This window comes from Amycolatopsis bullii (assembly GCF_014654205.1).
Classification (GTDB): Bacteria; Actinomycetota; Actinomycetes; order Mycobacteriales; family Pseudonocardiaceae; genus Amycolatopsis; species Amycolatopsis plumensis.
The window spans coordinates 20,497-43,117 of the sequence record NZ_BNAW01000039.1; the positions used below are offsets into that span (position 1 = coordinate 20,497).

20 protein-coding genes are annotated in these 22,621 nt (G+C 71.9%); 7 read left to right on the top strand and 13 right to left on the bottom strand.

The genetic code is table 11. From position 1 onward, the window contains the following. A complete protein-coding gene (locus IE317_RS32015; protein ID WP_191315096.1) occupies positions 1–927 on the bottom strand; it encodes an undecaprenyl-diphosphate phosphatase in 927 nt (308 codons plus the stop codon). Between the two features lie 370 nt (positions 928–1,297). Here IE317_RS32015 and pip point away from each other — a divergent pair, with 370 nt between their 5' ends. Continuing rightward, on the top strand, positions 1,298–2,242 hold the full coding sequence (gene pip, locus IE317_RS32020; protein WP_191315097.1) for a prolyl aminopeptidase: 945 nt from the start codon (positions 1,298–1,300) through the stop codon (positions 2,240–2,242). Between the two features lie 87 nt (positions 2,243–2,329). Here pip and IE317_RS32025 read toward each other — a convergent pair whose 3' ends face one another. From IE317_RS32025 to IE317_RS32045, 5 genes are all read right to left on the bottom strand, one after another. After that, positions 2,330–3,118, bottom strand: coding sequence for an ABC transporter permease (locus IE317_RS32025; RefSeq protein ID WP_191315098.1), 789 nt, complete (start codon positions 3,116–3,118; stop codon positions 2,330–2,332). Between the two features lie 8 nt (positions 3,119–3,126). After that, positions 3,127–3,966 (bottom strand): ABC transporter permease, encoded by an 840-nt coding sequence (locus IE317_RS32030; protein WP_191315099.1) that lies wholly within the window; start codon positions 3,964–3,966, stop codon positions 3,127–3,129. Between the two features lie 75 nt (positions 3,967–4,041). Continuing rightward, entirely contained in the window at positions 4,042–5,244 is a 1,203-nt protein-coding gene (locus IE317_RS32035) for an ABC transporter substrate-binding protein (RefSeq protein WP_191315100.1), read from the bottom strand. 18 nt (positions 5,245–5,262) lie between these two features. After that, the gene (locus tag IE317_RS32040; RefSeq protein ID WP_229903032.1) at positions 5,263–6,405 is read right to left on the bottom strand and encodes an ABC transporter ATP-binding protein; all 1,143 of its coding nucleotides are present in this window, start codon (positions 6,403–6,405) and stop codon (positions 5,263–5,265) included. After that, positions 6,402–7,823 carry a gamma-aminobutyraldehyde dehydrogenase gene (locus IE317_RS32045; protein WP_191315102.1) on the bottom strand — a complete coding sequence of 474 codons (1,422 nt, stop codon included), beginning with the start codon at positions 7,821–7,823 and terminating at the stop codon, positions 6,402–6,404. The genes IE317_RS32040 and IE317_RS32045 overlap by 4 nt, the downstream gene beginning before the upstream one ends. A 110-nt stretch (positions 7,824–7,933) precedes the next feature. Between IE317_RS32045 and IE317_RS32050 the strand changes: the two genes are divergently transcribed. Both IE317_RS32050 and IE317_RS32055 read left to right on the top strand, forming a co-directional pair. After that, positions 7,934–8,668, top strand: coding sequence for a FadR/GntR family transcriptional regulator (locus IE317_RS32050; RefSeq protein ID WP_191315103.1), 735 nt, complete (start codon positions 7,934–7,936; stop codon positions 8,666–8,668). A 33-nt stretch (positions 8,669–8,701) separates the two neighbouring features. Next, positions 8,702–9,412 carry a cache domain-containing protein gene (locus IE317_RS32055; RefSeq protein ID WP_191315104.1) on the top strand — a complete coding sequence of 237 codons (711 nt, stop codon included), beginning with the start codon at positions 8,702–8,704 and terminating at the stop codon, positions 9,410–9,412. Here IE317_RS32055 and IE317_RS32060 read toward each other — a convergent pair. After that, the gene (locus IE317_RS32060; RefSeq protein WP_191315105.1) at positions 9,409–9,783 is read right to left on the bottom strand and encodes a hypothetical protein; all 375 of its coding nucleotides are present in this window, start codon (positions 9,781–9,783) and stop codon (positions 9,409–9,411) included. The genes IE317_RS32055 and IE317_RS32060 overlap by 4 nt on opposite strands. A 25-nt stretch (positions 9,784–9,808) precedes the next feature. Continuing rightward, on the bottom strand, positions 9,809–11,254 hold the full coding sequence (locus tag IE317_RS32065) for a PucR family transcriptional regulator (RefSeq protein ID WP_191315106.1): 1,446 nt from the start codon (positions 11,252–11,254) through the stop codon (positions 9,809–9,811). Between the two features lie 99 nt (positions 11,255–11,353). Between IE317_RS32065 and gabT the strand changes: the two genes are divergently transcribed. Genes gabT through IE317_RS32080 form a run of 3 tightly spaced genes read left to right on the top strand, consistent with a single transcriptional unit; the run spans position 11,354 to position 14,481 of the window. Further along, entirely contained in the window at positions 11,354–12,709 is a 1,356-nt protein-coding gene (gene gabT / locus IE317_RS32070; RefSeq protein WP_191315107.1) for a 4-aminobutyrate--2-oxoglutarate transaminase, read from the top strand. Further along, entirely contained in the window at positions 12,706–14,133 is a 1,428-nt protein-coding gene (locus tag IE317_RS32075) for an aldehyde dehydrogenase family protein (RefSeq protein ID WP_191315108.1), read from the top strand. Before gabT ends, IE317_RS32075 begins: the two co-directional genes overlap by 4 nt. Positions 14,134–14,190: 57 nt before the next feature. Then, entirely contained in the window at positions 14,191–14,481 is a 291-nt protein-coding gene (locus IE317_RS32080) for a hypothetical protein (protein ID WP_191315109.1), read from the top strand. Here IE317_RS32080 and IE317_RS32085 read toward each other — a convergent pair. Together IE317_RS32085 and IE317_RS32090 are read right to left on the bottom strand one after the other, a co-directional pair. Continuing rightward, positions 14,456–15,229 (bottom strand): helical backbone metal receptor, encoded by a 774-nt coding sequence (locus IE317_RS32085; protein WP_191315110.1) that lies wholly within the window; start codon positions 15,227–15,229, stop codon positions 14,456–14,458. The genes IE317_RS32080 and IE317_RS32085 overlap by 26 nt on opposite strands. Continuing rightward, positions 15,226–16,632, bottom strand: coding sequence for an RNB domain-containing ribonuclease (locus IE317_RS32090; protein ID WP_191315111.1), 1,407 nt, complete (start codon positions 16,630–16,632; stop codon positions 15,226–15,228). The genes IE317_RS32085 and IE317_RS32090 overlap by 4 nt, the downstream gene beginning before the upstream one ends. A 129-nt stretch (positions 16,633–16,761) precedes the next feature. Here IE317_RS32090 and IE317_RS32095 point away from each other — a divergent pair, with 129 nt between their 5' ends. Beyond that, positions 16,762–17,706: an ATP-binding protein gene (locus tag IE317_RS32095; RefSeq protein WP_191315112.1), complete on the top strand. Its 945-nt coding sequence runs from the start codon at positions 16,762–16,764 to the stop codon at positions 17,704–17,706. Here IE317_RS32095 and IE317_RS32100 read toward each other — a convergent pair. The 3 genes from IE317_RS32100 to IE317_RS32110 form a co-directional block, all read right to left on the bottom strand. After that, positions 17,703–17,900 carry a hypothetical protein gene (locus IE317_RS32100; protein ID WP_191315113.1) on the bottom strand — a complete coding sequence of 66 codons (198 nt, stop codon included), beginning with the start codon at positions 17,898–17,900 and terminating at the stop codon, positions 17,703–17,705. The two genes, IE317_RS32095 and IE317_RS32100, sit on opposite strands and share 4 nt — an antisense overlap. Before the next feature lie 3,113 nt (positions 17,901–21,013). After that, positions 21,014–22,000: a C40 family peptidase gene (locus IE317_RS32105; protein WP_415306564.1), complete on the bottom strand. Its 987-nt coding sequence runs from the start codon at positions 21,998–22,000 to the stop codon at positions 21,014–21,016. A gap of 17 nt (positions 22,001–22,017) precedes the next feature. Beyond that, the gene (locus IE317_RS32110; RefSeq protein ID WP_191315115.1) at positions 22,018–22,620 is read right to left on the bottom strand and encodes a hypothetical protein; all 603 of its coding nucleotides are present in this window, start codon (positions 22,618–22,620) and stop codon (positions 22,018–22,020) included. Position 22,621 lies beyond the last annotated feature (1 nt).

Here is a 22,621-nt window from a genome sequence, read left to right on the forward strand (position 1 = left end):
TCACACCGCGAAGAAGATCAGGCTGCCGATCCCGGCGACCACGCAGTAAATGGCGAACGGGGTCAGAGTGCGCGTTTCGAAGTATCCGGTGAGGAACCGGACAGAAATGTACGAAGCGACCCCGGCGATGACGCTGCCGACGAGGGCGGGACCGAGCGAGGCGTGGTTTTCGGAGGCGAACAGCGTCGGCATCTTGAGCACGCCCGCGGCGAGGATCACCGGCGTGGCGAGCAGGAACGCGAACCGCGCCGCGTCCTCGTGCCCGAGCCCGCGGCGCAGGCCGGCGACCATCGTGATGCCCGAGCGGCTGATGCCCGGCAGCAGCGCGAGGATCTGCGCGGCGCCGATCAGCACCGCCTCCCCGACCCGCAGCTTGGCGAGCCGGACGTCGGTCGCCTCCTCGACCGAGACCGCCCGCATGACCAGCGTGTCTTCGGCCGAGAAGTCCACAGTGTCCGCTTCCTCCGCGGGCTTGCGCCGGGAGAACTTCTCGGCGGCGTAGAGCACACCGCCGTTGAGCGCGAGGAAGATCGCCGACGGCACCGGCTTGCCGAGGAAGTCGCGCAGCAGGCCTTCCAAGAGCAGCCCGGCCAGGCCGACCGGGATGGTGGCGAGCACCAGCAGCCACGCGAGCCGCTGGTCGGGGGTGCGGACCTCGCGGTGGCGGATCGACGTCCACAGGCCGCCGATGATCCGCACCCAGTCCTTGCGGAAGAACAGGACGAGCGCGAGCGCGGTGGCGACGTGCATCGCCACCAGCACCGCGAGGTACGGCGAGTCCTTCCCGATGCTCAGGTCCCGCTGCCAGGACCCGCCGAGCCAGGCCGGCAGCAGGATGCTGTGGCCGAGACTGGACACCGGAAACAATTCCGACACCCCTTGCAGTGCCCCGACGACAATCGCCTCGAAATAGGTCACCGCAGACATTCCGTACCCCTTTTTTGCCGAACCCGACACCGAAAAGTACCGGCTCTTTCGCAAGCGCGAGGCAAGGGGGACGGCGACACTCAGCGTCATCACAGCTGCTGTTCACATATATGAACTTAAATCATGTTCTTGACTGGTGTTCGACTCGTGGCTTAGCGTTTAGCCCGTCGCCGCCACGACGAACTTCGCACCCTCGACGAGGAGGATCGGAATGCGTGAGCGGACTGCCCGTCCCGGCTGACGCCCCTCGAACCGGGGACCCGCTCAGCCCGGCGGCGGGGGCGGGTCCCCACCTTTCTTGGCCGTCGTCCCGGCACTCGGCGGCGGGGCGTCGGGGCGACGGCCAAGGCTCTACGGCACAGTGGCCCGCATGGACGAGCTGTACCCGCCGATCGCCCCGCGCGCCGAAGGGTTCCTGGAGACCGGCGACGGGCACCGGATCCGGTGCCAGGAGGCGGGCAACCCGGCCGGGAAGCCGGTCGTGGTGCTGCACGGCGGGCCCGGCAGCGGGATCGCCCCGATGGCCCGGCGGCACTTCGATCCCTCGGCCTACCGGATCGTCCTGTTCGACCAGCGCGGCTCGGGGCAGTCGACACCGGACGCGGGCGACCTCACCGCCAACACCCTGTGGCACCTGGTCGCCGACATGGAACTGCTGCGCGAACGCCTCGGCATCGAGCGCTGGCAGCTCTTCGGCGGCTCCTGGGGCGCGACGCTCGCGCTGGCGTACGCCGAGACGCACCCTTCGCGCGTCAGCGAGATCATCCTGCGGGGCGTGTTCACCGTCCGGCAGAGCGAGCTGGACTGGATCTACCGCGGCGGGGCGGCCCACCTGTTCCCTCGCGAGTGGGAAGCGTTCCTGGCACCGTTGCCCGCCTCCCTGCGCGACGACCCCCTCTCCGGGTACGCGGTGCTGCTCGACGACCCGGCCGAAGACGTCCGGCACCGTGCGGCGGTGGCGTGGAGCACCTGGGAGGGCGCGACGGTGTCGGTGCTGCCGCAGGAGGCGTTCGTCCGCCAGTACGCCGACCCGGCGTTCGCGCTGACGTTCGCCCGGCTCGCCGTCCACTACTTCACCCGGGGCGCCTGGCTCGACGACGGGCAGCTGATCCGCGACGCGGGCAAGCTGGCCGGGATCCCGGGCGTGATCGTCCAGGGCCGCTACGACACGGTGTGCCCGCCGGTCACGGCGTACGAGGTGCACCGGGCGTGGCCGGGTTCGGAACTGAAGCTGCTCGAGGGCGCCGGTCACGCGGTGACGGACCCGGGCGTGCTGGCCGCGTTGCGCGCGGCGACGGACTCGTTCCGCGAGTAGCACCGCCGCCCTCGGGTCGGCCGCCGAACGCAGCACCAGCAGGAACGGGCCGATCCGCGTGGACGGCGGCACGATCCGGTCGGTGCACTAGAGCCGGCCACCCGACGCGGTGTCGCCGGACAGCCGCTGGGCCAGGTACACCGGGACCGTCGACACGACGATCAGGACCGCCGCCACCACGTTCACGATCGGCGCCTGGTTGGGCCGGAACAGGTTGTTGTAGATCCAGATCGGCAGCGTCTCCATGCCGGTGCCCAGGGTGAACGTCGTCACGATGATCTCGTCGAACGACAGCGCGAAGGCCAGCAATCCGCCCGCCAGGAGCGCCGAGCGCAGCATCGGGAACGTCACCAGCCGGAACGTCGTGAGGCCGGTGGCACCGAGGTCCATCGAGGCCTCTTCGAGGTTGCCGCCCATTCGGCGCAGCCGGGCGACGACGTTGTTGAACACCACCACGATGCAGAAGGTCGCGTGCGCGATGATCGCCGTCAGCAGGCCGAGGTCGATGCCCAAGATCGTCCTGAACGCGTTGTTCAGCGCGATGCCGGTGACGATCCCGGGCAGCGCGATCGGCAGGATGATCAGCAGCGACACCGGGTTGCGGCCGAAGAACCGGTAGCGCTGCAGGGCGAACGCCGCCATCGTGCCGAGCACCAGCGCGATCGCCGTCGCCGCGAGACCCGCCTCGACGCTGGTCCACAACGCGTGCAGCGCGCCTTCGTTGGACGCCGCCCGGCTCCACCACTCCACGGTGAACCGGGTCGGCGGGAAGCCGAACGTGGTGTCCGCGTTGAACGAGTTGAGCAGCACCACGACCAGCGGGAAGTAGATCACCGCCAACCCGAGCCCCAGTGCGGTCCACAGCAGCTTGCGCACGAGAGCTCCTAGAGGTTGTCGAGCGCGCCGGTGCGGCGCACGGCGGCCAGGTAGACGAGCATGATCACGACCGGCACGGTCGCCACCGTGGCCGCGAAGGGGAGGTTGTTGGCCGCGCCGATGTTGTCGTAGACGACGTTGCCGAGCATCTGCGACGTGCCGCCGACGATCTTCACCGCGATGTAGTCGCCCAGTGACAGCGAGAAGGTGAAGATCGAGCCCGCCACGATCGCCGGGAACGTGAGGGGCAGGATCACCGACCGGAACGTCCTCAGCGAGCGGGCCCCGAGGTCACCCGAAGCGTCGACCAGCGAATTCGGCAGCCGGTCGAGGCCCGCGTAGATCGGCAGGATCATGTACGGCAGCCACAGGTACGACAACGTCATGATCGTCGCCGTGACGCCGTACCCGGGCGAAATCGCGCTCAGGGCGCCATTGCCGGACAGCATCGAGCGCCAGGCGTACGCCTTCACCAGGTAGCTCGCCCACAGCGGGGTCATCACCGCGATCACCAGGATCCGCTGCGCCCGCGGCGAAGCGAGCTTGGCCATGGCGTAGGCCATCGGGAACGCGATGACGGCGTCGATCACCGTCACCAGCGCCGCGATCCCGACCGTGCGGAAGGTGATCGTGCGGTACACCGCGTCGGTGAACAGCGTCGTGAAGTTGTCCATCGACCACTCGATGACGACCTGGCCGGTGAAGGCGTCGGTGTGCCAGAAGGCCGTGACGAACAGCGCGGCGAGCGCGCCCAGGTAGGCCAGGCCGAGCCAGAGCAGCGGTGCCGACAGCAGGAAACCCAGGCGCAGCTTCGGTTTCCGGTAGAAGAAGGCGGATACGGCGGTCATCGCACCTCGCAGGGGAAGGCCGGACGCGGCGGGCGGAGTGGGGGGACACAGCCCGCCGCGTCCGGGGTCGGAGGGTCAGCCCTTGATCTCGGTCCAGGCCTTCGTCCACTCGCCGTAGTCCTTGCACTTGACGTCCGTGCGGCCGTCGAGGCACTGCGGGATCGGCGTCGTCCAGTACGCGATCTTCGCCGCGTACGCCGCGTCATTGGCGTGGTAGGTGTCGCAGAGCGTCTTGTCCGTCATCTCCGCGCACGCCTTCGTGTTCGCCGGCGCTTCGCCGAAGTACTCGGCGACCTGGGCGTTGACCTTCGGGCTGATGATGTAGTCGAGCCACTTGTACGCACACGTCTTGTGCGCCGACTTCGCCGCGACCATCCAGGTGTCCGACCACCCGGTGGCGCCCTCACTCGGCACGGCGGCCTCGAGTGGCGCGCCTTCGCCCTTGGTCAGGTTGACCGTGACCTGCCAGGCGGTGCCGACGACGGCGTCGGCGTTCTTCAGCGCCTGCGACTCCTTGAGGTAGTCCGACCAGTACTCGGACACCAGCGGCCGTTGCTGCTTGAGCAGGTTCACCGCCGCGGTGAACTGCTTGTCGTCGAGGGCGTACGGGTTCTTGATGCCGAGGTCCGGCTGGTGCGCCATCAGGTACAGCGCGGCGTCGGCGATGTAGATCGGCGAGTCGTAGGCGATCACCTTGCCCTTGTAGGGCGAGTTCGCGTCGAACACGACCGACCACGACGCCGGTGCCGGGGTCACCTTGTCGGTGCGCCAGGTCAGCAGGTTCGCGCCCCAGCCGTGCGGGATGCCGTAGGCCGCGGCGCCCACGCTGTTCCACGACTTGTTCTTGAGGAACGGCTGGACGTCTTGGTAGTTCGGCACGAGGTCGGTGTTGACCGGCTCGGCGTCCCCGGAGGCGACGAGCCGCAGCGACGCGTCACCGGAGGCGGACACGACGTCGTACTGGCCGGTCTTCATCAGCGTGACGGCCTCGTCGGAGGTCCCGAACGGCTTGACGTTCACCTTGCAGCCGGTCTGCTGCTCGAACGGCGTGACCCAGTCGATCTTCGGGTCGTTCGAGCCGTTTTCGGCGTACCCCGGCCAGGCCAGCACGTTCAGCTGGCCTTCCGGCTGCCCGAGCGCCTTCAGCGCCTCCAGCTTCGGCGGCGTGAAGCCCTGCGCGCCCGGCGGCGCGGCGGAGTTCGAACCGGACGTGCCACATGCAGCCAACAGCAGGCTGACGCCGAGGACCCCGGCAAGCCGCGTCTTCCTGTTCTTCATGGCAACCCTTCTGAGGTACTACTGGACGCTTTTTGGGGGCTCCGGGTGGCGGAGCCCCCGGCCCGGGGCGAAGCCCCGGATGTCACTGACCTGGAAGCTGTGTTCGTTGCGCCAGCTCAGGCGGACGCGCCCGTCGGCGAATGCCGCGTCATCGACGTTCTGCCTTACGACCGAAAGCTGTCCCCCGGCGTCGAGGGCGACGGAGTACCGGACGGTCGCCCCGGCGTAGACGACGTCGGTGACCGTGCCGGTGGCGCTGGTGTGCCCGGCCGCGGCGGGTTCGGACAGGTCGTCGTCGATGCGGATCTTCTCCGGCCGGATGCTGAACAGCCCCGGCCGGCCGATCACGCTCTCGGCACCGCGGCCGCCCAGCAGGTTGGACGTGCCGACGAACCCGGCGACGAACGCGCTCGCGGGCCGTTCGTAGATCTCTTCCGGCGGCCCGACCTGCTCGATCTTCCCGTCGTTGAACACCGCGATGCGGTCGCTCATGGTGAGGGCTTCGTCCTGGTCGTGGGTGACGAAGACGAACGTGATGCCGACGTCCCGCTGGATCTGCTTGAGCTCCAGCTGCATCGCCTGCCGCAGCTTGAGGTCGAGCGCGCCGAGGGGTTCGTCCAGCAGCAGCACCTTGGGCCGGTTGACCAGCGCGCGGGCCAGTGCGACGCGCTGGCGCTGGCCGCCGGACAGCTGCGCGGGCTTGCGCGAGCCGTAGTCCTCCAGCCGCACGGTCTTCAGCGCCTCGAGTGCGCGCTCCCGGCGTTGCTGCTTCGGGACGCGCTTGACGCGCAGGCCGTATTCGACGTTCTGCTGCACGCTCATGTGCGGGAACAGCGCGTAGTCCTGGAACACCGTGTTGACGTCCCGCTCGAACGGCGCCAGCCGGCTGACGTCGTGGCCGTCGAGCTCGATCGTGCCCTCGGTGGGCAGCTCGAACCCGGCGATCATGCGCAGCACCGTCGTCTTGCCGGAGCCGGACGGGCCGAGCATCGAGAAGAACTCGCCCGGCGGGATGTCGAGGTCGACGCCGTCGACCGCGTGGACGTCCCCGAAGTGCTTGCGCAGCCCGGAAAGCCGGATGGCCGGGCCGGTGCTTTCCGGCGCCGCGGGCTCTTCCCGCGTCTCGGTGGTGGGTGCTTGGTTCGGCACGGCGACCCTCACAGTGCGCTCATCACGTGCTTGACGCGCGTGTAGTCCTCGAGTCCGTAGAGGGACAGGTCCTTGCCGTAGCCGGACTTCTTGAACCCGCCGTGCGGCATCTCGGCGACCAGCGGGATGTGCGTGTTGATCCAGACGCAGCCGAAGTCGAGCTGCGCGGCGGCCCGCATCGCGCGCTGGTGGTCGCGGGTCCAGACCGACGACGCGAGGCCGTACTGCACGGCGTTCGCGGCCTTCAGCGCCTCGGCTTCGTCGGCGAACCGCTGGACGGTGATGACCGGGCCGAAGATCTCGTTCTGGCTGATTTCGTCGTCCTGGCGGACGCCGGAGACCACGGTCGCTTCGTAGAAGTAGCCTTCGTCGCCGAGCCGATGCCCTCCACAGTGGACGGTGGCGTGCTCCGGCAGCCGGTCGACGAACCCGGCCACCTTCTCCAGCTGGGCGGCGTTGTTGAGCGGGCCGTAGGCGACGTCTTCCTCGTCCGGCTTGCCGGTCCTGGTCTGCTCGGCCTGCCGGGTGAGCGCGGCGACGAAGGTGTCGTGCACGTCGTCGGCGACGAGCACGCGCGTGGCGGCGGTGCAGTCCTGGCCCGCGTTGAAGTACCCGGCGAGCGCGATGGCCTCGGCGGCCGCTTCGAGGTCGGCGTCGCCGAAGACGATGACCGGCGCCTTGCCGCCGAGTTCCAGGTGCACGCGCTTGACGTCGTTCGCGGCACTGCGCGCGACCTCGATGCCCGCCCGGACCGAGCCGGTGATCGACACCATGGCCGGGATGTCGTGCTCGACCAGCGCGCGGCCGGTGTCGCGGTCGCCGCAGAGCACGTTGAACACGCCGGGCGGGAGGAACTCGCCGGCGATCTCGGCGAGCAGCAGTGTCGACGCCGGGGTGGTGTCGGAGGGCTTGAGCACGACGGTGTTCCCGGCGGCTAGCGCGGGCGCGATCTTCCAGATGGCCATCAGCAGCGGGTAGTTCCACGGCGTCACCTGCGCGCAGACGCCGACGGGCTCCCGGCGGACGAAGGACGTGTGGCCTTCCAGGTACTCGCCCGCCGCGCGGCCCTCGAGCACGCGTGCGGCCCCGGCGAAGAAGCGGACCTGGTCGAGGATCATCGGGATCTCCTCGGCCATGGTCAGGGCGACCGGCTTGCCGGTGTTCGCGGACTCGGCCTCGACCAGGTCCCCGGCGCGGGCTTCGAGGGCGTCGGCGAGCTTGAGCAGCGCGAGCTGGCGCTGGGCGGGGGTCGTCGTCCGCCAGGTTTCGAACGCGGTCGCGGCGACCTGCAGCGCGTTGTCGACGTCTTCGGGTCCGGCGATCGGGGCGGTGCAGTAGGGACGTCCGGTGACGGGGTCGACGATCTCGGCTGTCCGGTCCGACTTGGACTCGACGTACGCGCCGCCGACGTAGTGCTTCAGCTCCTGCACGCTCACTCCTCGGTGCTGACGGGAGCTAAAACATATGACTTCATATGTAATAGGACAAGGGGATGGGGCAAGATTGGTGCGAACGGGTACTCGACGGCCGAAGGATCACGATGCGCAAGGGCATGTCGCACAGCGCGCGATCCGCCATGTTCGCTCCGCTCGGCCAGGTCGGGCGGGCGGAAGCGGTGGCGGCGCGGCTGGTCGACGCCATCACGCTCGGCCTGCTCGCGGACCAGGAACAGCTGCCCAGCGAAGCCGACCTGGCCGCGCAGTTCGGCGTCTCGACCGTGACGGTCCGGGAAGCGCTCGTGGCCCTGCGGCAGCAGGGGCTGGTCGAGACGCGGCGCGGGCGCAGCGGCGGCAGTTTCGTCCGCGCGCCGGCCAACCCGCCGCCGGATGCCTGGCGCGCCCGGTTGAGCGAGGTGTCGCTGTCCGACCTCCGCGACGTCGGCGACCACTACCTCGCGATCGCCGGGGCGGCCGCGAAGCTCGCCGCCGAGCGCAGCTCCCCCGAAGACGTCGCCCGGCTGCGGCTGGCGACCGACGACCTCCGCACGGCCCACGGCCTCGACTTCACGCGGGCCGAGCGGCAGTTCCACCTGGAGGTCGCCGCGGCCGCGCAGTCGCCGCGGCTCACGCACGAGGAGGTTCACCTGCAGAGCGAGCTGGGCGGACTGCTGTGGCTGCCGCTCGGGCCCGCGGCGCCCTCGTGCGAGGAACACGCGGCGATCACCGCGGCGATTTCCGCCGCGGACGGCGAACTGGCCCGCAAGCTGACGGAAGAGCACCTGCTGGCCGCGCTCGACCGGCTCGCGGACGTGCACCTCGGCCTGCTCGCCCCGTAAACTTCCGCTACTCCGCGCATCGAGGTGAGCACCGTGAACGACACCCGCACGCTGGCCGGCGACGAGGTCGTCGAGCAGGTTTCCGCGTTGGTGGAAGGGGTTTTCGAGCGGCTCAAGCCTTTGCTGGCCGCGGCCGAGTCGGTACTGGCGGACGCCCCGGCCGCGGCGGCGCTGCACCGGATCCGCCCGCAGGTCACCGAGGCGCTGGGCGGGCTCATCATCGGCGCCGGTTTCGTCAGCGCCCCGCACGTGCTGGCCGATTCGGAATTCGGGTTCGAGTGGTGGACGGGCTCCGCTTCGGAGCCGTCCCAGCTGTTCATCAGCCTCGACCCGGCGAGCGAGAACTTCCTGGACTACACCCGCCAGTCCTGGTTCACGGTCCCCCGCGACACCGGACGGCGGCACATCAACGGCCCGTACGTGGATTACCTGTGCACCGACGAGTACACGCTGACGTTCACGGTCCCGGTGTTCCGGTCCGGTGCCTTCGCGGGCGTGGTCGGGGCGGACGTGTACGTGCGCGAGTTCGAGCGGGCGGTGCGGCCGCGGCTGCGTTCGCTCGGACGAGGAGCGGCGCTGCTGAACGCCCAGGGCCGGGTGATCGTGTCGAACAGCGTCCGCCGCCCGACGGGGTCACTGGTCCGCGAAGCCGACGTCCCGGCGTGGTGGTCGGCGGGGGCGGTGCCCGGTCCGGGGCTGCGGCGGTGCGGGGACGCGCCGATCATCCTGGTGACCGGGGCCTAAGGGCCGCCCATCAGCGCGTACCCCACGAAACACCCCGGACCGGCTCGCACCAGAACCGTCAACGGCGTCCCCTCCGGCACCGGCCGGGTGGTGAACACCGGGTGCGCCGCCCCGAACAACGTGGCCACCTCGCCCACCTGGGTCAGGGACGGTTCGTCGCGCGGTACGCAGGGCGCCGTCTCGCACCAGCCGGCTCCGGCGCAGGTCGCGGAGCTGTGGTAGTCGCGGCCGGCGTGGTGGATGCGGTACGGGAGCCCGTCGTCACCCGGGAGGGCGTAGCCGAAGTGGTTGGCCGTCCACGGCAGGAAGGCCGCTCCGGCCGCGAGCAGCACGACGACCACCGCCCCGACAGCCGCGCGTTTCCAGCTCATGCACCGAAGACGCCCGTCGTGGTGCTCAGGTTTGCAGCGCCACCCAAAGTTCCGCCCGGACGCCCGGCGAGTCCAGGTCGCGGCCCAGCAGTTCCTGCGCCTTGGTGATCCGGTTCCGCAGCGTGTGCCGGTGCACGCCCAGCCGGGCGGCGGCGACGTCCCAGTGGCCGTGGTGTTCCAGCCAGCAGCGCAACGACTCGACCAGGTCGCCGCGGCCGGTTTCGTCGTGGCGGCGCAGCGGGGCCAGCACACCGTGGGCGAACGCCTGCGCCACCACCGGCTCGATGAGCGACAGCAGGCCGCGGCCCGTGTGCTCGGCCGCCGAGACGAGGATCTTGCCCTCGGCCTCCGCGGCGCGGGCGGCCAGCTCCGCCTGCTCCAGCCCGGCCGCGAAGCCGGCGGCGGAGACCGGGCCGGCGACGCCGCCGTGCAGGCTGCCGATCCGCAGCGCCGCCTCGGCCACCGCGTCGACCACCGTGCCGGCCCCGACAACCGCCACCGAGGCACCGGAACGCGCCGCGAACACCTCGCCCTCCAGCGCGTCGAGCAGCTTGCGCCGGGCCGCGGGCGGGCCGAGGAACACCAGCACCGACCACGGCGCCCGCGGCGGCTCGCCCCCCGTGGCCGCCAGCACCCGCAGCGCCAGCTCGGCCTGGCCGCCCGCCAAGAGCTCGAGCAGCCCGGTCCGCAAGGCCTGCCGCGCCGCCGCCTGGGCGCGATCCTGTTCCAGGGCCAGGGAAAGCACCGACACCGCCGTGTTGACGATGTGCCGTCCCGCGGTGTCGAGCGACGCCCCGACGGCGAGCACCCGGCGCGCGCTCGTGTCCAGGGTCTGCAGCACGACTTCCTGCCCGTCGAGCGCGAAGATCCGGGTGCCGGTGCGAAGCCGTTCCAGCTCTTCGCGCAACGAAGGGCCGTACGCGCGGGCACTCGCCGGAGCCGCTTCGGTGACGGTCGTGCGGTCGAAGAGCAGCACCCAGCCGTCGACCAGCTTCGCCAGCTTGCGCACCACCCCCGCCGGGCCGCCCTGGCCGACGGCCGTGCGGGTCAGTTCCTGCTGGGCGCGGCCGACGCGGACCGTCGCCGCGTACTCGTCGGCCGCCACCGCGCGCGAAACCGCGCGGGTGATCGCGATGAACGGCGTCTTCCGCGGCACCTCCAGCACCGGGAGTCCCACGGACGCCGCCGTCTCCACCAGCGAGCGCGGCACCGACTCGTGGCTGAGCCCGACGCCGAACCCGAGTCCCGCCACTCCGGCTTCGACCAGGCGGCGCACGTAGGCCGGAGAGGTCGTTTCGTCCAGGGCCAACCCGGTGGTGAGCAGCAGCTCGCCGCCCTCGAGGAACGCCTGCGGTTCGGTCAGCTCCGTCGGGTGGACCCAGCCGATCGGGCGGTCCAGGACGTCTTCCCCGGTCAGCACCCGCAGGCCGAGCGGGCGCTCGGCGGCCAGGCCGGCCAGCGTGAGTGCCATAACGGCCAATCGTACGCGCCCAGTTAGACAGAACGGCCAGCTGACGGGGCCCGGTGCGGCACTCATCCTGAGGACGTCCCCGACTTCCAGGAGCACGCCGTGACCGCAAGCACCACCGCCGCGCCGCAGGCCCCGGCGCCCCGCCAGCGCAGGCTGCAGACCGAAATCCCCGGCCCTCTCTCGCGCGAGCTGCAGCAGCGGCGCACCGGCGCCGTCGCCGCCGGGGTCAGCTCGGTGCTGCCGGTCTACGTCACCTCGGCCAGCGGCGGCCTGCTCACCGACGCCGACGGCAACGTGCTGATCGACTTCGGCTCCGGCATCGCGGTGACCAACGTCGGGCACTCCGCGCCTGCAGTCGTCGACCGCGTCCGCAAGCAGGCGTGCTGGTTCACCCACACCTGCTTCATGGTCACGCCGTACGAGGGGTACGTCGAGGTCTGCGAAGCGCTGGCCGAGCTGACGCCGGGCGACCACGCGAAGAAGTCGGTGTTGTTCAACTCGGGCGCCGAAGCCGTCGAGAACGCCGTGAAGATCGCGCGCGTGGCGACCGGGCGCCAGGCCGTCGTCGTGTTCGACCACGCCTACCACGGCCGCACCAACCTGACGATGGGCATGACCGCGAAGTCCGTGCCCTACAAGCACGGTTTCGGCCCGTTCGCGCCCGAGATCTACCGCGTGCCGGGCTCGTACCCGTTCCGCGACGGCCTGTCCGGTCCCGAAGCGGCCGCGCTGGCCATCGACCGGGTCGAGAAGCAGATCGGCGGCGACCAGGTGGCCGCCGTGGTTTTGGAGCCGATCCAGGGCGAAGGCGGCTTCATCGAGCCCGCGCGCGGCTTCCTGCCCGCGATCGCGGCCTGGTGCCGCGAAAACGGCGTCGTGTACGTCGCCGACGAGGTCCAGACGGGCTTCTGCCGCACCGGTTCGTGGTTCGCGTCCACCGACGAGGACGTGGTGCCGGACCTGATCGCCACGGCCAAGGGCATCGCGGGCGGCCTGCCGCTGTCCGCCGTCACCGGCCGGGCCGAGCTGCTCGACGCGGTCCCGCCGGGCGGCCTCGGCGGCACATACGGCGGCAACCCGATCGCCTGCGCCGCGGCGCTCGGCTCGATCGAGACGATGAAGACCGAGGACCTCGCCGCGTCGGCCAAGCGGATCGAAGGCGTCGTCCTGCCGCGGCTGCGCGCGCTGGCCGACGAGACCGGCGTCATCGGCGACGTCCGCGGGCGCGGCGCGATGCTGGCCGCGGAGTTCGTTCACGCCGGCACTTCGGAGCCCGACGCCGACCTGACCAAGCGGGTCGCGGCGGCGTGTCACCGCGCCGGTGTGGTGGTGCTGACCTGCGGCACGTACGGCAACGTCGTCCGGCTGCTGCCGCCGCTGTCGCTGGCGGACGACCTGCTCGACGAGGGCCTTTCGGTGCTCGAACACGCCGTCCGGACGGAGGCCCGCGCGTGACGTTCCCGTTCTGGGTCGCCGGGAAACCGGTGACCGGCGGTGCGACCGCCTCGGTCGAGCACCCGTACGACGGTACTTCGGCGGGGTCCCACTTCGTGCCGTCGGAGGCGGACGTCGAGGCCGCGGTGCAGGCCGCGGCCGACGTCGCCGACGAGTTCGCGACGCTGCCCGCCCACGTCCGCGCGGGGGCGTTGGACCACGTGTCCCGTTCGCTGGGTGAGCGGTCCGAAGAGATCGCCGCGCTGATCACGGCGGAGTCGGGCAAGCCGCTGAAGTGGGCCCGCGGCGAGGTGGGGCGCGCGGTGTCGACGTTCCGCTGGGCGGCGGAGGAGGCCCGCCGGTTCTCGGGCGAGCTGCAGCGGCTCGACACGGACCCGGGCGGCACCGGCCGGCTGGCGCTGGTGCGGCGGGTGCCGCGCGGCCCGGTGCTGGGCATCACGCCGTTCAACTTCCCGCTGAACCTGGTGGCGCACAAGGTGGCCCCGGCGCTCGCGGTGGGCGCGCCGATCGTGCTCAAGCCCGCGCCGTCGACCCCGCTGACGGCGTTGCTGCTCGGCGAGATCCTGGCTTCGGCGGACCTGCCGGCGGGCTCGTGGTCGATCCTGCCGGTGGACAACGAGACGTCGTCGCGGCTGGTCGAGGACCCGCGGCTGCCGGTGGTGTCGTTCACCGGCTCGGTCCCGGTGGGCTGGGCGATCCGCGACCGCGTACCGCGCAAGCACGTGGCGCTGGAACTGGGCGGCAACGCGGCGGTCCTGGTCTGCCCGGACTGGCCGGACCTGGACTTCGCGGCGCAGCGGATCGCGACCTTCGCGATGTACCAGGCGGGGCAGTCGTGCATCTCGGTGCAGCGGGTGTATGCGCACACTTCGGTGTTCGACGCGCTGGCCGCGAAGGTCGTCTCGGAGGTGCGCGCGTTGGGAGTGGGCGACCCCCGGGCGGAGGGTGTCGACGTCGGCCCGCTGATCAACCCCGACGCCGCCTCCCGGGTTTCGTCGTGGATCTCTTCGGCGGTGTCCGCGGGCGCCCGCCTCCTGACCGGCGGCGGCCGGTCAGGGGCGACGGTCGAGCCGACGGTGCTGGCGGACGTCCCGGAGGACGCGCCGGTGATGGCCGAGGAGGTGTTCGGGCCGGTGGTCTCGCTGGTCCGGGTGTCGTCGGTCGAGGAGGGGGTTTCGCGGATCAACGCGTCCCGGTTCGGGCTGCAGGCGGGGGTGTTCACCCGCGATGTCCCGACGGCGTTCTCGGTGTCGGCGGCTCTTCGCGTGGGTGGCGTGATCGTCGGTGACGTGCCGAGCTTCCGGGCCGACCAGATGCCGTACGGCGGCGTGAAGGACTCGGGCGTGGGCCGCGAAGGCCCGGCGGCGGCGATGGCGGACTTCACGGAGGAGCGGGTAACGGTCTTGACCGGCCTGACGCTCTGAAACAGCTCGCTCCCGGTCCGGCTCGAGCGTAGCCTCGGGCCGGACAGGGAGCGCCCCATGACACTGCCCCGCAAGGGTTCGCGGCTCATCACCGTCGACGGCACCGCCTACCGCTGGACGGTCCGCCGCAAGCCGACCTACTCGAAGGGGCTCGGCGCCACGATGACCTTCGCCGTCGAACTCGCCGAGGGGCCCGGTGCCACCCTCGTCGTGGACACCGGCCGGCCGCGGCCGGACAACTGGCTTCACCTCACCACCGAGTCGGTCCGCCCGGCCGAAGTCGCCGAAGCCGTTCGTGCCGCGGTGGCCACCGGCTTCGGCTTCAGAGCCCGGCCAGCACAGCCGTGAGGGCCTCGTGCGCCTCGACCAGCGAAGGCCCGTACCAGGTGAGGTGGCGGCCCGACACCAGGACGTACCGCGCGTCCGGGAAGTGGTCGGGCCCGTCGTCCTCGGTGAACAGGTACGGCTCGTCCGGCAGCACCAGCAGGTCCGCGTCCGCGCTCAGGTGTGCCCGCAGCTCCTCCACGTCCGGCCGCGGGTAACGCTCCTCCGCCGTCGCATACACGTTCGCCACGCCCACCCGGCGCAGGACGTCCCCCGCGAACGTGTCGCGGCCCAGGACGATCCACGGCTTGCGCCACACCGGGACCACCGCGTGGAAGAGCACCGGCCGGACCTCCCGCCAGGCTTCCTCCGCCGCCACCAGCCACTCCGGCTCGGCCAGCTCGTACGCCTGGGTCAGGATCCGCCGCAGGGAGCCCAGCGCGGCCGGCACCGACGCCGCCGCGGCCATCACCCAGACCGGGATTCCGTTGGCGCGCAGGCGTTCCACGTCCTCCTGGCGGTTCTCCTCCGCGTTGGCCAGCACCAGGTCCGGCGCCAGGTCGAGCACCCGGTCCAGCTTCGGGTACTTCGACCCACCCACGCGCGGAACGTCCAAACTGGATGGATGCGTGCAGTAGTCCGTCGCGCCGGCCAGGCGTCCGGGCGCGCTGACTTCGACCGCTTCGGTCAGCGACGGCACGAGCGACACCACGCGTGCGGCCGGTCCGGACAGCGGGACCGGCTCACCGAGATCGTCGACCAGGTACGTCATGCGCGTTCGAACGACACCTTCCGCTTGTCGACGTCGACCGCGGTCAGCCGGACCGCGATCCGCTCCCCCGCGGTCAGCTTCTCCCCCGCGCACTTCGCCATCACCGTCGGGTCCTCAACCAGGATCTCCGCTTTGTTCTCGTCCGCGCGCAGCACCACCGCGCTGAACTCGCCGCCGACGTGCTCGGCCAGCACCCACGCCTCGACCTGGTCGATGCACGCCCGCTCGACCTTCGCGGCGAGCGTGTCCGACGCGCTCATCCTCTCCGGGACGTCGGCCAGCGCCGCCCGCACCCACTCCGGGACTTCGCGCCCGGCCGAGACAGCGAGGCAGATCTCCGTGGCGAACCGGTCGACCAGCCGCCGGATCGGCGCGGTGACGTGGGCGTACGCGCCGCCGATACCCGCGTGCGTCGTCAGCGACGGCAGCTCGCCGTCGAACGCCGTGTAGCCCGCGCCGCGCAGGAGCCGCGTGGTGTCGGCGTAGAGCGCCATCGACGCCGGCTGGCCGGGGTCCAATCGGGACAGGAACTCCGAAACGGTCGTCTCCGGCGCCCACGGGATGCCCAGCGCCTCCGCCGAGCGGCGCAGCCAGTCGACGGCCTCGGGCTCCGGGTCGGGCAGCGTGCGCAGCACGCCGATCCGCGCGTCGAGCATGATCCGCGCCGCGGCCATCCCGGTGAGCAGCGAGATTTCGGCGTTCCAGGCGTCGACGGCGGTGCGCGGGCGGCGGGCGAGCACCCAGCCGCCGTCCGGGTCGCCGGTGATCTCCTGCTCCGGCAGCTGCAGTTCGACCGCGCCGCGCCGGACGGCCAGCTCGCGGCGCCGCCGGCCGAGCTCGGGCAGCGCGGCCACCGACGGGTGCGGGTTCCCGGCGTCGAGCGCGGCCTGCACCGTCTCGTAGTCGAACTGCTCGGTGGACCGGACCAGCGCGCGGCGGACCCGGGTGGCCGTCGGCTCGCCCGCGTCGTCGGTCTCGATGGTCCAGAGCACCGCGGGCCGGATCTCGCCGGGCAGCAGGCTCGCCGCGCCTTCGGAGAGCACCGGCGGGTGCAGCGGGACGTTGCCGTCGGGCAGGTAGAGCGTCTGCCCGCGCAGGCGCGACTCGCGGTCGAGCGCGCCACCGGGCGGGACGAACGCGGCGAGGTCGGCGATGGCGTAGTGGACGCGGAAGCCGTGCGCGGTCTTCTCGACGACCATCGCCTGGTCGAGGTCCTTGGCGCCGGGCGGGTCGATGGTGACCAGCGGCAGGTCCGTCGCGTCCTCCCGGGGGCCGGCGCTGGCCAGGGGGTCGAGGACGGCCGCCTCCGCCTCGGCGAGCACCTCGGGCCCGAACGACTCCGGCAGCGAAAACTCGGCACGCAGGGGGCCGAAGTCCCCGCCCGCCGAGTGTGTCCTGATCACGAGGGGAGGCACCCCCCAACCCTAACCCGGTTCCGGCCCGGAGATCGCCCGATCGGGCGCGGGCCAGTCGGGTGTACGTTGCTCGGGCCATAATGAAAACCGTCATCATTGCCAGAAGGGGACCCGACCGTGAAGATCGCGTTCGTCGGCAAGGGCGGCAGCGGCAAGACCACGCTGTCGTCGCTGTTCGTGGCCTACCTCGCCGACGCCGGCCTGCCGGTGCTGGCCATCGACGCCGACATCAACCAGCACCTCGCGGTGGCGCTCGGCGCGACCGAGGAAGAAGCGCTCGCCTGGCCGACGCTGGGCGACAACATGGCGCTGATCAAGGAGTACCTGCGCGGCGACAACCCGCGGATCCCCGACGCGGCGTCGATGATCAAGACCACCCCGCCGGGCCGCGGCTCGCGGCTGGTCCGGCCGTTCGAGGACAACCCGGTCTTCGCGGCGTGCTTCCGGCAGCTGGGCGGCGTGCGGCTCGGCGTCACCGGCCAGTTCGACGAGGACGACCTCGGCGTCAAGTGCTACCACTCGAAGGTGGGAGCCGCGGAGCTGCTGCTCAACCACATGGTCGACGTCGACGGCGAGTACGTCGTGATGGACATGACGGCGGGGGCGGACGCGTTCGCGTCGGGGCTGTTCACCCGGTTCGACGTGACGTTCCTGGTGTGCGAGCCGACGGTCCGGAGCGTCGGCGTGTACCGCCAGTACGCGGACTACGCCCGCGACTTCGGCGTGCGGCTGGTGGTGGTCGGCAACAAGGTGACGGACGCGGAGGACGTCGAATTCCTGCAGGAGCAGGTCGGCTCGGCGTTGCTGGGGTGGCTGTCGGCGTCAGGGCACGTACGCGCGGCCGAGCGCGGCACGGCCCGGCCGATCGCGGAGCTCGAGCCGGTCAACCTTTCGACGCTGGCCTCGATGCGGTCGACGGTCGACGCGGAGCAGCGCGACTGGGCGCGCTACCAGCGCCAGGCGGTCGAGTTCCACCTGCGCAACGCGGCGGCCTGGGCGGGCGCCGACCTCGCCGCGCAGGTGGACCCGGAGTTCGTGCTGAGCCCGGAGCTGACGGTCTAGTCGTCGTTCCACTTGGCGTCGGCGGCGTCGGCCTGCCGGGTGCGTTCCTTGGCGATGTCGAGGGCGCGCCGGGCGGTGGCCTCGTCGGGGTACGGGCCGAGCAGATCGACGCTGCGGCTGCGTTCGAGGTGCTCGACCTGGTGCGTGCGGGTGTTGTAGTACCACCCCTGGTCCGGGTTCGGGTCTTTGGACATGGTCCTAGGTTCGCACCCCCGGGCCGGTTTTTCAGCGCTTGTACCGGTAGGGGATTTCGGTCGGCTGCCCGGTGGGGCCGAAGTCCTGCGGCTCTTCGGGCTCTTTGGTTTCGGTGAACTCGTCGAACCAGCCCCGGGCAGTACCGCGGGGCGGGGTTTCGGGCTCTTGGCGCGAGGGCTGCGGCAGCGGCGTGTCCCGGCCGGGGAAGACGGGACGGGCGTTCGGAGCCGGGGGCGGGACGGGAGGCATGGTCCCGGGGCCGGGGAAGACGGGACGCGCGGGAGCAGCGTGCCGGGCGGGGAACGGCTGGGGGGTGGATTCCGGGCCGGGGAAGACTGGCTTGGGGTTCTTGGGTGGGCTGAGCGGCGGAGTAGTGCCGGGTGCTGTGGGGGAAGCGGGCAGGCCTTGTGCCGGGGCAACGCCAGGAGCTGCCGGGCCTGGCACCGGGCCGGTGCTGGGAGCCGCCGGGGAACCCGCCGGGCCTGGCACCGGAGCAGTACCCGGTGCCGCCGGGGAACCGGACAGGCCTTGTACCGAGGCGGTGCCGTGAGCTGCCGTGGGGCCGGCCGGGCTCTGCGCAGAGCCGGTGCCGGGAGCCGCGGAACTGGCTGGGCTTTGTGCCGAGGCCACGCCAGGAGCTGCCGAGCCTTGCACCGGACCAGTGCTGGGAGCCATCGGCGAAGCGGGGCCAGCTCCCTGCGGGGACGCGATGCCCGGCTGATGGGTCACCTCCGGTGGGGTGACTGGCAGTGGGGCGGCGCCGGGAGCCGAGGGCGTGCCCGGGACGGGTGCAGCAGCACCCGGGGCAGGCGCCGCGTGGCGACTTTGTGTGGTGCCGGGAAGCGCGGCCGGGCCGGGAACCGGGTGCGTGCCGGGCTCCGGCGCAGCGCCATGGCCGGGCGCCGAGTAGGGGCCTTGCGCGGCAGCGGGCACAGGTCCGATGCCCGGAGCCGGCGCGGCGGCCGGTTGGCTGCCGTGCACGGGAGCGGAGCGCGGATCGATACCGGAGGCCGGTAGGCCGACGGGTCCCCAGGGCGGCTGGGGCAGCTGGGAGCCGGTGATCGGCGCCTGCACCTCCGGGGAGGCAAGCCGGGATGCCTCGTCCGAGACAGCGGCCGGCTGGGGAACGGCATCCGGTGCCGTCGGCGATTCGGCAGGCGAGTGCGCGCCGCCCGGTGCAGGCTGCGGCTGCGGCTGCGGCTGCGGCTGCGGCTGCGGCTGCGGAACAGCCGACGGCACTTCCTGCCGCGCGGTAGGCGGCCCCGACTGGTAATCAGGCTCAACCGGGTGGATCGGCTTCTGTGCCTCCAAGCTGGGCACGATCGACTCAGCCTGGCTCGGTTCGCTCGCCGGGGCCTCGGCAGGTGCGGGCGCGACCTCGGCCTGCGGCTCGTTCGACGGCACTGATTCAGGTTCACCCGCCCCGGCGCGGGCGGCTTCCCCCAGCCCCGATCCGGCTTCCGCCGGCTGCTCCGCATCCTCCAGCGCCGATCCGCTCGACGCCGGCGCCGCAACCTCCGCCCGGTCAGCGTCCCGCAGCGCCGATTCACCTGGTGCCGTGAGCTCTGGCTGGTCAGGATCCCGCCGCGCCGAGTCAGCCGGTGCCGCAGCTTCTGCCTGGTCAGCGGTCTGGGGCATCGATTCGCTCACGTCGAGCCCAGCGCCAGGCCGGTCCGCTTCCCGCGGGGCCGGTTCACTCGGTGCCGAGGCCGCGCTCTCCGGCCGGTCGCCCGACTGCAGGTTCGATTCGACCGCTTCCGCCGCAGCGTCCTCGGACCGATCCGCCTCCGGCGGGGCCGGTTCGGCCGATGCCGGGCCAGCTTCCGGCTGGTCGGATTTCTGCAGTGGCGGTTCGGCCGATGCCTGTGCAGCAACGTCTTGCCGGTCAGCCGAGGGCGAGCCGAGAACCTCCGGACGAGACTCCTGAGCGGGCGCGGAAGCCGCCGACTGGTCGGGCTGAAGCGGCGGCGAAGCAATCTCAGGCGCCGGGCTCTCGGGTTGCGGTGTCTCGGACAACGCTTCGGCCAACGGGGAAACCGCGGGCGCAGGGGACTCGACCGGCGCAGGAACGGGCTCGACTGGCGCCGACGGGCGCTCCACCCCCGCAACCTCCGGCCGAGCAACCGCCCCACCAACCGATGCCGACGGGCGCTCCACCTCCGGCCGAACAACCGCCTCACCCACCGCCGCCGCGGGCTCCGCAGCAAAACCCGGCCGCGCCGACGGCTCAACCGCCCCCTGCACATCCGCCTGAGGAGCCGGTGCCGCGTGCCGAGGCGACGACGGCGCCCTCACCGGCCCCGGCAGGTCCGACTCCGCCGTCACCGACCACTGCGGCTCCGCCGCCGCAGGCGGAACCGGCTCACGAGAAGCCTCCTCCGGGCCCGAACGGCCCCATAGGTGCTGCTCCGGCGTCCCCGGCACCGACTGCGCCGGCGGGGGGTGCGGCACCGTTCGCCACACCGGGGCGGGGCCGATGTTCATCGGGGCCGGCGCCGCTGCCGGCGGCTGGGCTCCGGGCGGGGAGGCTGCCGGGGGTGCCGGGCGAGCCGCCGGCTTGGGGATCGGGTCCAGGCACGACACCAGGACCGATGTGTTCTCCGGGTCCGAAACCTTCCGGCCGCTGCGCTCGCGGTAGACCATCTCGCCGTCCGCGTCCATTTCGACCAGGTAGCCCGCCTCCGCGAGCTGCTCCTCGTCGAGGTCCGCCAGCTTCTCGTAGCGCGAAGGAACCACTCGATAGATCGGCCACGCCAACCCGGCGTGCTCCGCGTGGAACTGGGCCAGCAGGGCCGCCATCTGGTGCTGCCAGGGCAGCGACATCCCCTCGGCCAGCGACCGGGGCAGCACGACGTACCCCGCGTCCACCCCCGGGTAGCCCTGGCCGAGCTGGTCGGCGAGGGGGGTGCTGGACGCCGGACGGGCACTCTGCCGGGGCGGCTGCGGCGCGCCGAACAGCGCCGCCGGATCCCGGGGCTCCGCGGGCTTGCCCCGCCTGCCGAATTTGCGTCCCACGTGCTCATCCTCTGCCAGTGCGCGGCCACCTGCTCGTGGCAAGCGCCGCGACGTCGGGTGAATCGGTGCGATCCTGTCCAGGCCCTCGCGACCCATGCTAAACGCCGGGGCGGACCGCCTGCGGCACGAGTTCGCGCTCGTCGAACGAGAAGTCCCGGGTGTGCACCGGGACGCCGGTCTGCTGCGCCTCGACGATCTTGTTGTCCCCCAGGTACATCATCACGTGGTGGATGGAGGACGGGTCCGAGGGGTCGGTGGCGAGGAACAGCAGGTCACCGGGCTGCGCGTCCCGCACCGGCAGGTACGCGCCGGCGTGGTACTGGTCACGCGAGACGCGCGGCAGGATGATCCCCGCCGACTCGTACGCCCGCAGCATCAGCCCCGAACAGTCGTACGAATTCGGGCCCGTGGCGCCCCACACATAGGGCTTCCCCTGCTCGCCGAGCGCGAAACTGATCGCCTTCCCGGCGGCCTGGCTGGGCGGCAGCAGCGCCCCCAAGCCGGTTCCGCAGGCGACGACGTCGACGACCTGGCCGACCGACTCCACCAGCGTCGCCGCCATCGGCTCCCACTTGTGGTAGCGGTCCGGGAAGCCCGAGCGCTCCACCGCCTGGGCGGCGTCACCCGGGCGCTTGTTCTCCCAGTCCGGCACCGCCAGCAGCACGTTGTAGAACTTGTTGACCGCGTACGTCGGGTTGGTGACCTCGGCGATCGAGCCCCAGCCCATCGACGGCCGCATCTGGAAGATGCCCTGGGAGTCGCGGTCGCCGTAGGTGAGGTTGTGCAGCCCGGACTCGGTCATCCCGGCCTGGATCGCGACCTGCCACGCGCGCGGCGCCAGCGACCGCTGCTTGCCGATCGAGATGATCAGCGCGACGATGCCGCGCTGCTCGTCGTCCAGCTTCGACGCGTCGACCGTGCCGCGGTCGCCCTGGCCGGGCTGGGTCGGCCCGACCGACGCGTCGCAGCTCATCAGGGACACGCCCCGGGCCTGCGCCTGCTGGTTGTCGATGACGACCTTCGCGGCGACCGCGGTCACGACCAGGGCACCGATCGCGAGGAACACGACCAGCCCCAGCCACAACCCCAGGCGCCGCACGGTCAGCTCGCCTGGTCGTAGTCGGCGACCCGCCAGCCGGCGTTGGTGCTCACCACCGTGATGGCCAGCTTCGGCCCGTCGGTCGGGATCGTCACCTGCACCGACTTGGGGTACGCCGTGCCGGCGACCGGCTCACCGGTGACCTTCGTCGCCGGGATGTTCGCCGGGTCGACCGTGGCCATCACCGGCAGGTACTCCTCGGTGGTGAACGGCTTCAGCTTCGCGAGCCACTGGTCGGAGGTGATGCCGGCCGGGTGGTCCACCCAGGCCGCGGCCCACTCCTTCGCGATGCGCAGCGCGTCGGCGTTCGGCGTCGTCGGCGTCGGGGTGGCCAGGGGCGTGGCCAGCCGGGTCGGCAGGTTCGACGTCGGGCCCGGTGCGGCGATGCCCGGCGCGGTCGCCGTCGCCGAGGTGGTCGTCTCCGGGCCCGGCGGCGCCGCCTTGGCCTGCGGTTTCCCGACCACCTTCGGCAGCACGACGCCGAGCGCGGTGACGAGGATCGCCAGAAACACCAGCGTCCCCATCAGGTGCCGGGGCGAGCGCAGCGGCCAGCCCCACAGGCGCCGGTAGACCGCGGTGCGGCCACGGTTGGTGCGGATCGGCATC

Coding starts and splice junctions, on each gene's coding strand:
- IE317_RS32030 (WP_191315099.1), bottom strand. CDS start 3,966: ATGACCGCCGTATCCGCCTTCTTCTACCGGAAACCGAAGCTGCGCCTG.
- IE317_RS32080 (WP_191315109.1), top strand. CDS start 14,191: ATGACACTGCCCCGCAAGGGTTCGCGGCTCATCACCGTCGACGGCACC.
- pip (WP_191315097.1), top strand. CDS start 1,298: ATGGACGAGCTGTACCCGCCGATCGCCCCGCGCGCCGAAGGGTTCCTG.
- IE317_RS32035 (WP_191315100.1), bottom strand. CDS start 5,244: ATGAAGAACAGGAAGACGCGGCTTGCCGGGGTCCTCGGCGTCAGCCTG.
- IE317_RS32085 (WP_191315110.1), bottom strand. CDS start 15,229: ATGACGTACCTGGTCGACGATCTCGGTGAGCCGGTCCCGCTGTCCGGA.
- IE317_RS32100 (WP_191315113.1), bottom strand. CDS start 17,900: ATGTCCAAAGACCCGAACCCGGACCAGGGGTGGTACTACAACACCCGC.
- IE317_RS32065 (WP_191315106.1), bottom strand. CDS start 11,254: ATGGCACTCACGCTGGCCGGCCTGGCCGCCGAGCGCCCGCTCGGCCTG.
- IE317_RS32050 (WP_191315103.1), top strand. CDS start 7,934: ATGCGCAAGGGCATGTCGCACAGCGCGCGATCCGCCATGTTCGCTCCG.
- IE317_RS32015 (WP_191315096.1), bottom strand. CDS start 927: ATGTCTGCGGTGACCTATTTCGAGGCGATTGTCGTCGGGGCACTGCAA.
- IE317_RS32110 (WP_191315115.1), bottom strand. CDS start 22,620: ATGCCGATCCGCACCAACCGTGGCCGCACCGCGGTCTACCGGCGCCTG.
- IE317_RS32060 (WP_191315105.1), bottom strand. CDS start 9,783: ATGAGCTGGAAACGCGCGGCTGTCGGGGCGGTGGTCGTCGTGCTGCTC.